The sequence below is a fragment of the Haloarcula sp. CBA1131 genome (assembly GCF_008728975.1).
In the GTDB taxonomy this organism is placed as follows: domain Archaea; phylum Halobacteriota; class Halobacteria; order Halobacteriales; family Haloarculaceae; genus Haloarcula; species Haloarcula hispanica.
The window spans coordinates 581,960-597,233 of the sequence record NZ_RPCY01000004.1; the positions used below are offsets into that span (position 1 = coordinate 581,960).

Consider the following 15,274-nt stretch of genomic DNA (forward strand, 5'->3'; position numbering starts at 1 on the left):
AGAACAGCTACACCTAGTGTGATTTGCTCACCTGAGGCGACAACAGACTACTACAAGCAGGCAGCTGATGAGCGCTTATTCGGTCGCTGAAGACGTGTGATAGGACGCCCCGGAGTCAAACGAGGTCAACTCCTCGATGCGGTCTTCGAGTTCCGCAATCTCGTCTTGGAGTTGCTGAACTTCGTCATCGTCAGCATCGCTGGCGACAAGGCGATCTTTCAGCCCCTGAAGCCGGGTCTCTTTGGTCTCCTCGTCAACATCGGCTTTGCGGACGTACTCGGTACTCTCAATGTCATACAGATCCGCCTCTGACAGCTCGGTCACCTCAAGAGCATCGTCTACCTTGTCTCGATCAACACTCGTTACTCGCTCGCGGTCAATCCCAGCGGCTTCCAGTGCGTTCAGCACAGTCTCCTCGTCTTTGAGCGAGCGTTGGCGGCGTGCGGTCCGCTGGACGGAGCCAAACTGCCCGCTGACTGGCTGATCGTGATGGAGCCGACTCAGGATGACGTCAGCGACCTCTTTCCGGAGGTCGTTGGCACTGCGCTGGACATCCGACAACATCGTGTACAGGTCCACAGCGTATCCGTCTCGATATCGCCAAACGTGTCGACGTCGTGGCGCTCAAGCGCATCAGTCAATAGAAGTGCGTCGCTGTACACCTGCAGATCCGGTTCAGTGCGCTCGGTTTCTTTATCCTCATCGCCGGTCGTAGCGATCTGTGTCGTGGTTTCGAGGTCGCTCTGTCGGATGATGCCGGCGTCTTCATCAATCTCTATTCGTGGATGGAGCGACCAGACCGTAGCGAAGGGTTCGGCGTCGGGTGGCAATCGGTCAAGAGCGAACTCCTGATTTGGTTCGTCATGCACTCGCCGAAACAGCGTTTCGAACTGTTCGCGCTGGAGTGGTCGTGTCTCATCCTTTTCCACGTAGTCGACGATGATTCGGTGTTCCTGTGTCTCACTGATCCGGAATGGCGTATGTGAGAGTGGCGTCACCAGCACTGCATCAGATGGGAGTTCATCAGCCTCCTCCAACAGCGTGTGCCAGTTGACACTGAACGACATATTCGATCCAGTACTGCCACCATCAAATGACTACTGCTCACGCGTGCAGACACACCACCATTTCCGGTGAAAAACCACCAGACAGCAGTAGTGTTTACACTCGAAACACGGTGTGGTGAACCTGGGATGTGACCATGCTCAGCGCAGGAATGGCCTACACTTCGAGTGGCTCCATCGGCTCGACCTCGAATGTCAGCAGATGCGACCGAAGTTGGGCGTAGGCCCCGTCGCCGTCAGTGGTGACGCAGTACCGGTTCAGCCGGGCCTCACGAGGATTGCCGTCGTTCTCTTGCCACTCTTCCAGCGTAAACTCAAGCGCCTCCAACTCGCTGTCAGCGTCTTCAAAGACGGCCGCGACCGATGGCGTCCCGTGGTTGTCAGCGACGTATGCGACCTTGACAGCGTCGTGGTTGGCGTCAAGTCTCGTCCACCCATCGAGCGCTTCCGGCGGGTCCTCGGCGAACTGCTCGATTTCGCGCTGAGTCAGCTCGGCTTCTGCGGCGTCGCGCCACGCTTGCTTGATGTCCTCGGCTTGGGACCGCTCGATCTCCTGAAGGACGTCGCTGTCGATACAGTCGGCGGCCCACGCAAGCACGGTCTTGGCCTTCTTGTACTTCTGCTCGGGCTCGCCGTCCAGCTGTCCGAAGTTCATCTCTTGGGGAGCCATCAAGAGAACTGACGACCGCCAGTAGCCGGGGTCAGCGTCGCATTCCTCGTCGGCATCGGGAGCCCACGACTCCATTGAGGTTCGGACTTCCTCGTGGTGTCCGAAGCCGGTTCGGACGCCGCCGGCACGCAGGATTCGCTCCGCGAGGTCGATAGTTCGCTCGCGCTCGTCAGCGGGCGCTTCATCGGGGCGGTCAACGTCGGCGTAGAATGGCAAGCCGACTTTGCTGATGATCGTCTCTTTGTAGTTTGAGATAAGCAGCGGTTCATCGACGAAGATCGGGTCAAACGGTGGTTCGGTTGTCGGCAACATACTGGAAAGCCTCCAGCCATGGAGGCGACACAAAATCGCCCTGCGGCAGAGTCCGATCTAGAGGTACTGGTCGGCGGTGTCGCCGTGGTTCGCTTCCAGGGCTTCCCAGTCCGCCATCGCGTCGTACTCTGGCCGGACCTCGCCGTCAGAGAGCATATCGTCGACGAAGGCTTGGACTTGCTCGTCGATAGAAGCGTCCTGCAAGTCGCGCTCCCGAGCGATAAACTGGATACCACAGAACGAGCGTCCGTCTGCTGCGAGCTGCCAGAGTAGGAGCTTCCGGTTCTGATAAATCAATCTGTCAAAACAGAGGCCAGTATAACTGCACACCCGGCGACGATACTCAGTTGTGGCAGCGCCGCCACGGCCCTGATTGCGCCTGAAAACGGTCCGGAGGTAACTTCGATACTGGTGCTCAAAATTGTCTGTTCGACAATTACGCCGATTGTCCCAACGAACACGAAGCCAGCGCCGGCTTTGATCGTCCTGTACATACTGCCGCAACTGAGAGACCGGTGTATATTTTTCCAAGATATCCCTTGGTTACTCTGCGTCGTAGCCCCACTCCCGTAACTGGCCGGCGACGGCGTCTAAATTGGCAAGACCCACTAAATACGCTGCTTCGCGGAGGTCGGCTTTATTAACTGATTCAGTGATATCGACGTCTCGCAGCGCGGCTTGCTCCTTATCGAGAGTCGATTGCTGCAGGTGGAGCTGCACGGTCCGGGCGCGGCCATCGGTAATTCCATTGCGCGCGTAGATCCACGGCAGGCTTGACGTAGACGGCTCTTCCGTGACATCGGTGTCTGACTCTATAGATATCTCCGCGTCGGTCATCGCCGGCGTATCGTTGTCGTCTCCGTCGCTATCATCATCGTTGCCGAGCGGGTCGTCATTACTCGCACCGCTCTTGAAGCCCGTCATGCTGTTTCCTCCAGTGCGCCGGGCTCGGGCGGACTCGGTGCATCGACGCCGGCTTCGGCCTCAAAGAACCGGGCGAGACGGTCAAACTGAGCAAGCGTCTCGACCTCGTAGTCGCGGCGGCGGTCGCGATGCTCTTGGACATATCGGAATGCAGAGCACTGCTGCTTCCAGCAGCCTTCCATGAGCGATGTCCTGTCGCCGATTGTCTCTGGCGTGGCGAACTCGATGTCATCGAGCATCTCGCGCTGGTCGCTCGTGTTTTTGACACCGTTCGGGACGGCGCCGAGGACGCCGACATCGATATTGAGCTGGTCAGCGAAGTTACTAGCGAGCTCGGCAAGCCCCTCGACACTGGCCTGCCCCTTCCAGGAAGGTTCGACGGGGATGACGAGATTCCGCGTCGCGTAGATTGCGTTGTAGAGGTGGTCCGACTCAGTTGCCGGTGGGTCACAGATGAGGATGTCGTACTTGTCGGCAACGCCGGCACCACGAAGTACACGCTGCAACTGCGCGTAGATGTTGTACGCGTCGCCGAGATCCTCAGCTTTGTCTTGCTCACGGGATAGGTGGTCCGAGAGGTCCGAAAGCATATTGTGCTCTGGGACCACGTCAACGCCGTCGGCGGTACAAATGAGATCCTCGAACGGTCCTCGGGGGCTGTTTACCATATGCCGGACGAGGTTGTCGGCGCTACTGTCGGCGCGGTCGTCGTCGACGCCCAGCAGTCTGGAGAGGTCACCATCCTGTGGATCGAGTGGGATGGTCAGGACATCGAGACCGGCCCGGGCGTGTGCGACGGCGAGGTTCGCGGTCAGCGATGTCTTGCCGACGCCCCCAGCTTCAGAGTACACTGTGTAGCTCAGCATATGTTCTTCTGTGTCCCTCTAAGATAAGTAACTTCGTCAGACAACTAATCTAAGAGTCTTAGCTAAGACAGTTAGCTAAGACAGTTATCTAAGATGCTTGTCTAAGACCCATATATGTAGTACAGAATGACGCTCCTAATGCGTGTGATTCGACGGATAACTGAACGAACGCACTGTTGTAACCGTCAATTTCCATGAATGGCTGAGTGGCGTGTGGGTCATCAGCTGTCACGATGACCCACACAGCCGCGACCTGTGCAAGAGCATTCGAACCGCTTCACGAGAAAACCAAAGAAGTCCTCTCAACAGTTCGGAAGGTCACCAAGCTGGATAAATGTGCGATCATGAAGTTGATCACTTTGGGAAGGTCAGATCGGAAGTCAAGAAAATCTAAATTCCTCGGTATGTGACGAACGCGAATATAATTCCTACTATCAGAGATAGAACTAAATCAAATACATTCTTGATGAACATCTCCACTATCAGGGTAGCAGCAACTGTAACAAATGCCCACACTACAAGGGCCAACTTGATACGCAGATATTCGCCCCCTAGCTTATCAAAACTATCAGTCACATATTTGTTATTTCTTCGCAGGTATTAAAATATAACCTATCATGAACCAACCTTGCTTCATTCTCAGCCCACTGTAACCGCTGAGACGGCTAAATTCTCACGCATCAGACGTCCATCTTGGTCTCCTGCACGATCTATGCTAATATATTGTTTCTTAGAGGTCAGAATTTGGGGCTGCTAGTTGAGACTGGCGCTCTCAATGCATACGTCTTCGAATCGCTATTTCAACGAGTTTTAGCACAACCGAACGGATAATGTGGGGAGGTCCCCCATTCAGAACAGTCGCTCAATCAGGCCTCGGTCACGGTGTTTCTCCGCCAGCAGTACCGAACACTCCACGTCGTCAACAACGTCTAACACGAGCGACCTGGAGACGAGTCGGCGAAGTAACCCTTCCTCAGTCGCGCCAAGGAGCAGGAGTGTGGCGTCATCAGCGGCATTCATAATAGCTGTTTCGACGTCACCGGATTTGACGAGGAGTCCGGCGTCCTCTAATCCCTGGTCGGCCGCCCAATCCTGGAGGAACTGCTCGCCTGCCCCGCGGTCGTCGTTGACGTTGAGCAGCGTCACCTCGGAGTTGTATTCGGACTGGAGCAGCTTCGCAATGTTGGCTGACAGCTCAGAGTCCGGGCCGCCAGCTGTGGGAAGGAGGATACGCGAGGGGTTGAACCCGCGGTCACGGAGGACGAGGAAGTCACAGGGGACCGCCTCGGTGAGTTCGTCCATAGCCGATTCGGCCCGCCCTGGTGAACCGTGTGAGTCCGGGCCCCATCCCATCACGACGAGGTCGGCGGTGTGTGTGCGGGCGGCATCGAAGATGGCTTCGTAGGATTTGTGCGAAAGGATAGTATGTGTCTCGACATCGACGCCGAAGGTTTCAGCGTCCTCACGGGCGCTATCAAGCAGGTGCTGTGAGCTCTTGTCTATCTCGTCGGACCGCTCGGCAGCGGCCGAGAGCGCCGTCTGGTCAGGCACCGTGACGATGTGGGTGGCAATTACACTCCCGCCGCGCTGTTTGGCGACAGCGCTGGCGAGTGTGATGAGGTCCTTCTCGTGTTCGGGATTGGCCAGGGGCACCATCACACGGTACTGTCCGCCATCGGGTTGGACGCCGGCCGCCGCGTTGACGGCCGCGTCGGGCATCTTCTCGGACCGTGAAATGATGTGTTTCGAGAGGATCCCCTGTTTTTCGGTACGTGAGCGGGCATAGAGTCCGTACCATAGTACCGCCGCGGCGGCGATACCAAACGAAAGCAACAGGGCGTCTCCGGCGACAAACACCAGCAACGCAAAGGAGAGCACGACACCGAGAATCGGCATCAAGGGATACAGTGGGACGACGAAGTCGGGCGTGTACTCCTCGGGGTTTACGTACCGCATGACCATGAGTGCGAGGTTCAGCAACCCGTAGATGATGAGATGGAGTCCCGATGCAGCGCCCGAAAGCAGCGTTAAGTCCCCGATGACGATAAACAGGAGAATCAGACCGCCAGTGATACCGATGGCTCTGTACGGCGTTCCGTACTTCGGGTGTATCTCGTTGAGAGCTGGTGTGACGATCCGATCGCGTCCCATGGCGAAGTTGATACGCGAGGACGCGAGGATAGAGGCGTTCGCACTGGAAGCGGTAGCGAGCAAGCCGCCGAACAGGAGTGCACCACCCATCGCGGCCCCCTGGATGTAGCTCCCGACCTCGACGACAGCGATGGGGTTCTCGGCGTCAGAGCTGATGATGTCCGCGATGAAGCCCTGTGGGACGGCTGCGCTCATGATCACCAAGACAAGCGCATAGATGACAGTCACGATGACGACGCTGCCGATGACCGCTCGCGGGAGGTTCTTACCAGGGTCTTTGATTTCCTCGGCGACGCTCGTAATCTGGACGAAACCGAGATAGGAGACGAAAATGAGGCCCGTGGTTTCCAGGGTGGTGACGACATCAGTAGCAGCCGGGAGGTTCGACGGTTCGGCTCGGAGCGTCCCGAGGAACGTAAACACCGTGAGGATACCAATCAGCAGGACGACGATGATGTTCTGAAGCCGGCCGGTCTCCTTCGCACCGACGTAGTTGATGAGGACGAAGAAGGCGCCACCGACGAGCGCGATTATCTTCACTACGGTGATCGATATCGGACCGACACCGACACTACCGGAGAGACCGAAGATGCGGGCAATGTACCGGCCGAACCCGACCATGTAGAAGGCACTGGCGAAGGCCAGTCCGAGCCAGTTGGCCCAGCCAGCGACCGACCCGAACATCGGCCCCAGCGCGTGATTGACGTAGTAGTAGGCCCCACCTGATCGGGGCATCGCAGTGCCGAGTTCGCTGGCAGACAGTGCCGTGAACATGGCGATGATGCCACCCAAAACGAACGCCACAGACGCCAGCGACCCAGCCTTGAGGATAGCCTCGCCCGGCAGAACGAAGATGCCTGCACCGATCATCGTTCCAACACCGATGGTCAGTGCCGCGAGTGGTCCGAGGTCCTTGGCGAGGTCTTCCTCGCTCATGTCTCTTCCTCTCGGGGGAGCGCGATGACGGGGCGATTTGCTTGAGTCACCAGTTTCACCGAGATGTCGCCGGACAGAAACTGCATGAGGCGATTCCCGCCGCGGGAACGGTAGGCAATGGCACTGGCGTCGACCTCGTCAGCTGCGTCGAATATTTTCGCTGCGACATCCCGTCCGTAGGCGGTGTGGTCGTCGGCGTCAGGGAACACGGACCGGACAGCGGCGTACGATTCCGCTGCCAGGTCCTCGGACTGTTCGACTGGTGTCTTGTCCGGGACGCCACCGCCTTTCTCTACAACGTGAAGGGCGGTCACATTGGCTGGCCCGTATGGTTCAAGCGCGGTTGCCGTCGCTAACGCGTCGGCTTCGTGAGCGACGGGAAGAAGCACGTGTGCAAGGATATCTTCGTCGTCGGTCTCACTGCTCATACTGGTAGGTTCATCCACTATCTGTTAAGAGTGTGTATCCAGTTCCGTAGTGTGTGGGGCCAGTCTATGACGGATTGCGGCTCTGCCAACTCAATACTACAAGGCAAACATTTCATCAGTTTGATGCTTTTCGATAGGTATACAGTCGTTACAGTATTTTGATAAGCTCTCCCCACATAACGCCGATACGAGATAGCTGTGTCCGATACGCTGGATTCGCCTCAATCACGGATGGCCATGATAGCTACCCTTCTGGAGGCGTCTCTCAAATTCACTTTAGCTATGGGGGTCCGTGCCACTCTTGTAGTATTGGCCCCGTTCTTTCTCTACGTCATTACAGGTATATCTGCAATTTTGCTCGGATGGCCTGCTCTATCGTATCCAGTCTTTTCACTCGAAGCAGACCCATTTTTTGTAAGTGGTGGGGCACTGATGGGACTATTTATGCTACAGAGTTCCGGATCGTTCGTTTTGTACCAGATGTTGGTCGGGATAGAAGATGATAAATCACAGCTTGCTATCCTGTTTGGTTTCATTAGTCTCGGGTGCAGCGGGGCAGTACTTCGAGTTACCCTCCCGCAGGCGATTCAATTTTTTTTGATCCTTATCTGAACTCTCATTTCCTATCGTTTGTTTCATACTGGGCCTATAGGTAGCGGATTCTGTCTCAACGACGCTTTCTGGAGATAGGATGTATCTACAGAGAGCACAGTTTCTATACTCGTTCGAAAATCGGTCAGCGAATTTTGAAGTCAAAGAGAGTAATACGGTAATCCAGAGTGCTCTACAGGCGGGACAGGCTGAGTGCCTCGGAGCTTGACCCCGAGGCGGTTCACTCCTATCGCTGCCAGAAGCTCGGCGTGAAGACTACCAGCACGGATATAATCTCAAGTCTCCCGATCCACATTAGAACCACCATATAGAGCTTGGCCGGCGCAGAGAACGGCCGGAAGTTGTCCATTGGGCCGACGATACCCACACCCGGACCGATGTTCCCGAGTGTGGCAATCGTGGCACTGATTGCTTCGAGTGCGGAGATATCGAGGCCGATACGGAGTGCGTCTAAATAGATTAACACGGTTGAAAACACGAATATCGAGACGAATGTGAATATAAAGACAAATATGTCTCGAACAGTCTCTTCGTTGACTGTATCGTCGTTCAGACGAATTGGTCGAATAGCCGACGGATGTATTGTCGTGAACAACTGTCGACCCATCGCTCGGGAGACAATATACCAGCGAATGATTTTGACAGACCCCGCTGCTGAGCCAGCTGACCCGCCGAGAAACATGGCGAACAGAAGAACCAGTTGAGCTGACTCTCCCCATGTATTGAAATCCATACTGGCATACCCCGTGGTCGTGATGATCGCGATTGTCTGAAAGAGTCCCTGGCGTAGCGAATTTTCCAGATCCCCGGAAAGCTGACCGATATTGGTCGGAATCTCCGCTATCCCTAATCCAGTTACTAAGAGGACAGATAAGAGCGAGCCAATGGCAGCTACAGCGAGGAGATACGTTCGGAACTCTGGATTCTTCGTTAGTTGTCTCGGTTCACCGTTGAAGAGGTACCACAATAACGCGAAATTGGTTCCGGCAACGATCATGAACGGCATCACTGCCCACTGGACGATGGGAGCGAAGGCTTCGACACTCCGTGCTTCGGGCGAAAAACCACCTGTCGGCATTGTCGTAAGAGCGTGTGCAACGGCATTGTAAGCACCCATGTTTGGAGCGACCCCGGCGAAGTGCAAACCATAATAAACGAGAGCGGCAGCAACAGTGAATCCGAGATAGATCTTCCACAGTGCTCGTGCAGTTTCCTGAATCTGTGGCGTTAACTTCTCAAGTGAAAAACCGGGTGCTTCCTCGTTGATGATTTGGGCTCCAGCGACAGACAGTTCAGAGAGAATTGCGACCATGAGAACGATAATCCCCATTCCCCCAATCCACTGTGTGAGTTGTCGCCATAACAAAATCGAGTGGGAGTGCTGTTCAAAAGAGATTTCTGCCAGAACGGTTGACCCGGTCGTCGTAAATCCGCTCATGCTTTCGAACAGGGCATTCACGGGTTGTGCGATTGTCCCCTGACCAGCGATAAGATACGGAATGGCACCAAAAATAGGAACAATTAGCCATGTAGCACTCACCATTAGGAACGCCTCACGCTTGCCGAGTTCCCGGTCATCACGAAGTTGTTCGAGTACGAAACCAGCTCCAAACATAGCTACTGTGGTGACAATAAACGGGAGTATATTCTCACCGTAATACACTGCAACCAGAGCCGGAACAAGCGGGGCCATAGATAGTTTCCGCAGGATTGTCCCAACGAAGCTGAACCCAGATCGCCAGTCGACGTAGCTTCTCATAGTAGAATCAACTTTCTCCGTTTAACTTCCCGTCATCACCATGTTGAGAGGAGTATAAAAAGTCTTCACGTCTCCCGATGCTGCCGAGAGCCCCATATAGTATACGTCATCAAACTGGGATATGCAGAACGACCATTAGTGGGTGTCGTCTATTAATCAGAGTATGAATGGTTCCCGGAAGCCAATGCAAGTAGTGATTGTCGGCGCTGGCCAGGTGGGGTTAAATATCGCAGCAAGTCTTTCTGAGAACCACGATGTCGTCGTTATCGATACTAGCCCGGAAAAAGTTGAACAACTCACTTATTCAATAGATGTGCTGGCGATTGAGGGAGATGGGACCTCCCTTGAGACACTACAGGAAGCTAGCATTGCGGAGGCCGATATGCTCATCGCCAGCACAGACGATGATGAGACGAACCTAGTCACTTGTGGGACAGCAAAGACCGTCAGCGACGCCTTTACGATTGCCAGAGTCCGTAACGAGATCTTCTTTAATACGTGGGAACTGTCTGAGGGGGCATTCGGCGTGGACTTCATGGTCTCAACGAATCTCCTGACAGCTGATAACATTGCTCGCATCGTCGGACTCCCAGCAGCAGTTGATGTTGAGACGTACTCTGGCGGCCTTGTCCAGATGGCTGAATTTGAGCTTATGGAAGAAAACGAACTTGTCGGCCAAACTGTTGCGGAGGCGGACCAGTTCGAGGCACTGACATTTGCTGCGATTGCCCGAGATGAAGACATTATTATCCCGGATGGAGACTCCCTCATTGAAGCCGGAGATAGAGTGATTATCATTGGTGAGGCAGCAAGCATTCGGGCATTTTCGAGAACAGTTACCCCTGCTACTGTCCCAGACAAGAGTAACGATATCGTCATTGTTGGCGGCAGCGATATCGGATATCATACGGCACGACGACTCGAAGGCCAAGATATCGAGCCGCGCCTGATCGAACAAGATGCACACCGAGCACAGGAACTGGCCGAGACGCTACAACACACCCTAGTGCTGAATAACGATGCAACTGATACGGAGTTCCTCCGCAGTGAAAATATCGGCCAGGTGGGGACACTCATCACAGCGACAGATAGCGACGAAAAGAACCTTCTCGTTTCCTTGCTGGCCAAGGATGTTGGCGTCCAGCGGACGGTTGCAATCGTTGAAGACGGGGAGTACGCCCCGTTGTTTGAGGCGGTGGGCGTTGACGTCGCAGTCAACCCGCGGGAAGTTACTGCCGAGGAAATTATCCGCTTCACTCAAGAAGGACAGATCGAGAATCTCTCTTTAGTTGAGAATCGTCAAGCAGAGGTTATCGAGATCGAAGTCACTGAGGAGAGTGTTCTCGCGGACCGTCCGATCAACGAAAGCATCACTGACCTTCCATCCGAAGTTGTGATTGGCGCAGTCACCCGTGGCCGTGAGTTCATTGTCCCTCGGGGTGAGACCATTATCAAGCCTGGCGACCACGTCGTGCTCTTTGTTAGTACCCATATCCTCTCAGAAGTCATGAACGCCATCTGAGGGAGTCACTGTGAATATAGGCGTTTACAACGGTCCGGAGTGTACTGCTATCAAATGCCCACTGATCCCCCATCGGACAACCACGATTCTGGACAGATCTCAGATGAAACGGTCTACGAGGAAATGGAACCGTTCGTACCCTATACTACCCGAGAGTTGGCAGACCGCATCGGTACATCTCTCGGTAACATGTGGTCGATCCTTCGAAGTCTCACCATGGCTGGGAGGATTCAAAAGAAGGAACCAGAGCCCAATCTCCGAATTTGGATGCGTGAACCGCCCGATAATACCTGTCCACACTGTGACTACGAATTCGAAGTGAAATTTCTCCATCCTGTGTTGTCCTCTGTCAGGTATTGTCCAAACTGTGGAAAGCAAATAAGTCAAAAATAATGATTGCCCACTACCGTTCTCCTAGTTTTTAGTGCCATCGACAGGGGTCGATTTGACGACACCGATGGAGCGAATAGTCTGATTTTCACTGGATACTCGCTCGTTTTTATTAGGCACCCAAGAGGATCTGCAGAAGTTCGATTCGTTCCTCTCCAACGACGCCGCTAACTCAGAGTGACTCCATGGCGAACGAACTGGAGGTGATGTGGTGTGGTCAGTGAAGTGGCGCTTTTCGAACTCGGAGTGTTATTTGCCGCGGTTGCACTCGTCGGTAGCATCGCCAGCCAGCTCCGGCAGTCGGTCGTCCTGTTCTATATCGGCGCTGGCATCCTTCTCGGTCCAAATGTTGCCAGGCGACTCGGTCCTTACGCGCTTGACGCGACCGAGTTCGTCGAATTGGGAGCAAAACTCGGTATCGTGTTCCTGCTGTTCTTCCTTGGGCTTGAGTTCAACCTCAATCGCCTGCTCGCCAACCGGAGCCGCATCGGCAAAGCCGGGACGGTCGACCTCGTCGTCAACTTCGGGGGCGGGCTGGTGCTCGGGTTCGTCCTCTTTCGGGCGTTCCTGCCGGCGTTTCTGGTGGCGGGAATCGTCTACATCTCCTCGTCGGCCATCATTACGAAATCCCTCATCGACATCGGGTGGATCGCCAACGATGAGGCCGAACCGATGCTGGGGACGCTCGTCTACGAGGACCTCGTCATCGCGGTGTACCTCATGATCGCCTCGGCACTGCTGCTTGGGGGCGGTGATATCGGGGCGGCTGTCCAGTCGATCGGAGTCGCACTGGGTGTCATCCTCCTTTTGCTGGTTCCACACGAGCAACCGCAACCGACGGAAATACTCGCTGAGGGATCGAAGCAATTCTGGTCTCCCATATACCGTCCGACGATATGTATCCGTCGTAGAGGTAGCTAACTGCCTTTTTTATGGGGTAGTGAAATTGGAATCGACTTGTGAGCGGGGACAAAGACGATTTGATTAGTCTGATGGACGCCACACACCACCTAATTCGTGGCGCTTGTAATCCTCGTAACTGCCATCTTGGAAAAGCGACATCCGTCCGTCTTCTTCGCTGAGTGTGATAGCTGCAACGACCTCTGAACGAACCGAGACCTCAATGGCGCTCAGATGCTTTGTTCCCATCCAGTCGGCATAATCAAGCGGTGTGTCTTCGTCGGCGTCACTTTGGCTTTTGATTCGGACCATCTGCTCTTGGATGGTGCCGTCCGTGCTGATGATAACAGCACCATCACGTGTGAACCCAACCGTGCGTGCCGCCTCGACGAGTCTATCAAGATCTTCCGACACGACCTGACAGGTTTCGGTCGGCCACATATTCTCGCCTAATGAGTCAGCATATGCCCCGGAGTGGACCCCTGTCACGATAACGAAATACAATCCAGGGCCGCGGATGTGCTCTTCCTCCCACCGATCGAAGCCAAGGCTGATGCTCTCGACCGTATACATGAGAAAATCAATCAGCTCTCTCACTGTCGTGTATTCGACTCGTAATGGATCCGGGTCCGTCATGAGAATCCGTATCCTACATTCACTTGTCTACTGTAATAAGACCGGTCGGTTACGGATTGACAGCAGATCAGGTATCGATTCGATATTGGGTCGGTCTGTGGCGCAATCATCGGCCTCAGAGAGATCCACACCCATCGAACAGCAGGGTTAGATACCCCCCAGGCTGTTATCTCTAAGACTTTATCGGTGAGACGTCGAACTGCTTTCTGAACTGCTGGACTGACTCATCGGAGCCGACGAGGACAATGTGCTCGGTTCCAGTGAACTTCCGTTGTGGATCAACCGCGCTGGTGAACCCAGACTCGTCCTCGATAGCGATGACGCGACAACCCGTTTTTTCGTAGATGCCTGACTTGGCGAGTGTCGACCCAACCAGCGGTGTGGCGGGAACACGGAGTAGCCGAATCTGACTCGCTGGTGCAAGGACATCCTCGCCGCGGAGTTCCCTGGCGACCATTCGAGCGCTCACCCGTGGAACCGACAGCACGTAGTCCGCTCCAGCACTGAGTGCCTTCCGGGTCGCATCGGTGTCACTCACCCGAACGAGGATTTCGATATCCTGATTCAACGACCGAGCTAACACGGTTGTCAGTAGTGCCGCAGAGTCATCCGGCAGACCAATAATAATAGCACCAGCACTCTCGATACCCGCTTCAGCCAAGATTTCGTCAGATCCGGAATCACCCACGACATCCACGCCATCTCGGTCTTCGATATCAATCGTCACGGTGTCAAGCCCTCTCTCGGACACAACGTCACGTGCAGCCTGGCCGACTTCTCCCTGTCCGGCAACGATGATACGCTCGTGTTTCCGGAGCGTTCGGGCCGGCTGGGTAAAGTCACTGAACGCCTCTAGGGCATCGTGGGCGCCCGTGACGAGCAATACCGTATTCGAGCGGATAATCGCATCCGGGTGAGGTGGGAGTTGTAGCTCCCCGTCGATCCACGCACCGATGATATTTGCGCCGGTCTCTTCCCTGATTTTCGAATCGCGGATTCGCGTCCCGATGAGTCGGTTCCCCTGCTGGACTGGGACTTCTGTGACCTCTATCTCACCGCCGATATCGATTGTATCCGTCAAGTCCGAACTGAACGAAGAGATGGCCTTTTCGGCGAGTCGGCGACCGAGAACGCCGTGTGGTGACAGCACGGTATCGGCGCCCGTATCCAGCAGGATATCACGCATATCGCTGTCGTCGGTAAGGGTGATGATTTCTATGTCCGGGTCGATCGAGCGCACTGTCAGAATAGTGTTGACGTTCGCATCACCGGCATCTGTAATGACGGCCCGTGCGGAATCGATGCTGGCTCGTTCGAACGCCGACGTATGCTGCGGTGAGCCGTCAATGACGGAGTACCCGTCGTCAGCGAGTTCCTTGGCGTGCTCTTCGGACGAGGAGATCAGGACATACTCGATGCCGAGCTCTCTTAGCTCGTCGAGTAGTACGGCCGAATCCCGACGGTATTCACAAATAATGACGTGGTCCTGCTTGGAGGTGAGACGATTGTCAAGATTGACCTCTGCACCAGTAAACAGCGGGATAATGATGAGCCGGAGTGTAAAGAACCCGAGCGCGATGCCGGAGATCTGTGTCGCTGCAACGAACAAGAACATCAATGGATGGCTCCAGATACCCGAATCTTGGCCGTATCCAGTCGTCGTCATTGTCTGGACGATAAATTCGAATGACGCGAATATCGATTGGTTGACCCCCTCTAATTGTGCCAGCGCGAAATTATACGTGACCGTATAGACAACAATCAATGCAGCGAGCCCGGTGAGGTAATAGGTGACGAGGCGGTCTCGCCGAGAAAGCTGGATATTAGTCAGTCGTTTCAGAGGGTCAACCATCGGTGGGTGCTACCAGTATAGTTATTATGATTTGAAAAGAGTTCCTGATACTATTTCAACTTATATAGTCTTGGGTATACTCAATGGCGGATGTGAGTCCTCGTGGCAGGGCCACTGGCCACTCCCAAACAATCGTTAATAGGCTCGTGAGGATCTCAGGTACCTCGACCCTGAAACCGACTTGTGACGTCCACCCCTGGGTTCATGCCGGTACTTTTTGTACCGCAGGTAGAATATTTGCTGGGTTACGAT

Annotated in this window: 11 protein-coding genes and 2 pseudogenes; 2 read left to right on the forward strand and 11 right to left on the reverse strand. The window is 54.8% G+C overall.

The window, feature by feature from the left end:
• Positions 1 to 75: 75 nt before the first annotated feature.
• The 9 genes and pseudogenes from Har1131_RS20410 to Har1131_RS20445 all read right to left on the reverse strand — a co-directional run bounded on the left by Har1131_RS20410 (position 76) and on the right by Har1131_RS20445 (position 9,722).
• Positions 76 to 1,067: pseudogene (locus tag Har1131_RS20410) on the reverse strand (hypothetical protein).
• Positions 1,068 to 1,221: 154 nt separating this feature from the next.
• Positions 1,222 to 2,046: a hypothetical protein gene (locus tag Har1131_RS20415; protein ID WP_151148372.1), complete on the reverse strand. Its 825-nt coding sequence runs from the start codon at positions 2,044 to 2,046 to the stop codon at positions 1,222 to 1,224.
• Positions 2,047 to 2,103: 57 nt separating this feature from the next.
• A complete protein-coding gene (locus Har1131_RS20420) occupies positions 2,104 to 2,343 on the reverse strand; it encodes a hypothetical protein (protein ID WP_225308213.1) in 240 nt (79 codons plus the stop codon).
• The gene (locus Har1131_RS22030) at positions 2,340 to 2,540 is read right to left on the reverse strand and encodes a hypothetical protein (protein ID WP_144443782.1); all 201 of its coding nucleotides are present in this window, start codon (positions 2,538 to 2,540) and stop codon (positions 2,340 to 2,342) included. The genes Har1131_RS20420 and Har1131_RS22030 overlap by 4 nt, the downstream gene beginning before the upstream one ends.
• Positions 2,541 to 2,589: 49 nt before the next feature.
• Positions 2,590 to 2,970, reverse strand: coding sequence for a hypothetical protein (locus Har1131_RS20425; protein WP_004966492.1), 381 nt, complete (start codon positions 2,968 to 2,970; stop codon positions 2,590 to 2,592).
• Positions 2,967 to 3,836 carry a ParA family protein gene (locus tag Har1131_RS20430; RefSeq protein WP_151148376.1) on the reverse strand — a complete coding sequence of 290 codons (870 nt, stop codon included), beginning with the start codon at positions 3,834 to 3,836 and terminating at the stop codon, positions 2,967 to 2,969. The genes Har1131_RS20425 and Har1131_RS20430 overlap by 4 nt, the downstream gene beginning before the upstream one ends.
• Before the next feature lie 849 nt (positions 3,837 to 4,685).
• Positions 4,686 to 6,923, reverse strand: a complete 2,238-nt coding sequence (locus Har1131_RS20435) for an amino acid permease (protein WP_050038473.1) — start codon at positions 6,921 to 6,923, stop codon at positions 4,686 to 4,688.
• Positions 6,920 to 7,351, reverse strand: coding sequence for a universal stress protein (locus Har1131_RS20440; protein WP_050038474.1), 432 nt, complete (start codon positions 7,349 to 7,351; stop codon positions 6,920 to 6,922). Before Har1131_RS20440 ends, Har1131_RS20435 begins: the two co-directional genes overlap by 4 nt.
• An 838-nt stretch (positions 7,352 to 8,189) precedes the next feature.
• Entirely contained in the window at positions 8,190 to 9,722 is a 1,533-nt protein-coding gene (locus Har1131_RS20445; RefSeq protein WP_050038476.1) for a TrkH family potassium uptake protein, read from the reverse strand.
• Positions 9,723 to 9,885: 163 nt separating this feature from the next.
• Here Har1131_RS20445 and trkA point away from each other — a divergent pair, with 163 nt between their 5' ends.
• A complete protein-coding gene (gene trkA, locus Har1131_RS20450) occupies positions 9,886 to 11,244 on the forward strand; it encodes a Trk system potassium transporter TrkA (protein ID WP_255356074.1) in 1,359 nt (452 codons plus the stop codon).
• 615 nt (positions 11,245 to 11,859) lie between these two features.
• Positions 11,860 to 12,450: pseudogene (locus Har1131_RS20455) on the forward strand (cation:proton antiporter); the annotation flags it as partial.
• Positions 12,451 to 12,618: 168 nt separating this feature from the next.
• Here Har1131_RS20455 and Har1131_RS20460 read toward each other — a convergent pair.
• Both Har1131_RS20460 and Har1131_RS20465 read right to left on the reverse strand, forming a co-directional pair.
• The gene (locus Har1131_RS20460) at positions 12,619 to 13,170 is read right to left on the reverse strand and encodes a diadenylate cyclase (RefSeq protein WP_014030783.1); all 552 of its coding nucleotides are present in this window, start codon (positions 13,168 to 13,170) and stop codon (positions 12,619 to 12,621) included.
• A 172-nt stretch (positions 13,171 to 13,342) separates the two neighbouring features.
• On the reverse strand, positions 13,343 to 15,022 hold the full coding sequence (locus Har1131_RS20465; protein WP_151148378.1) for a TrkA family potassium uptake protein: 1,680 nt from the start codon (positions 15,020 to 15,022) through the stop codon (positions 13,343 to 13,345).
• Between the last annotated feature and the right edge of the window lie 252 nt (positions 15,023 to 15,274).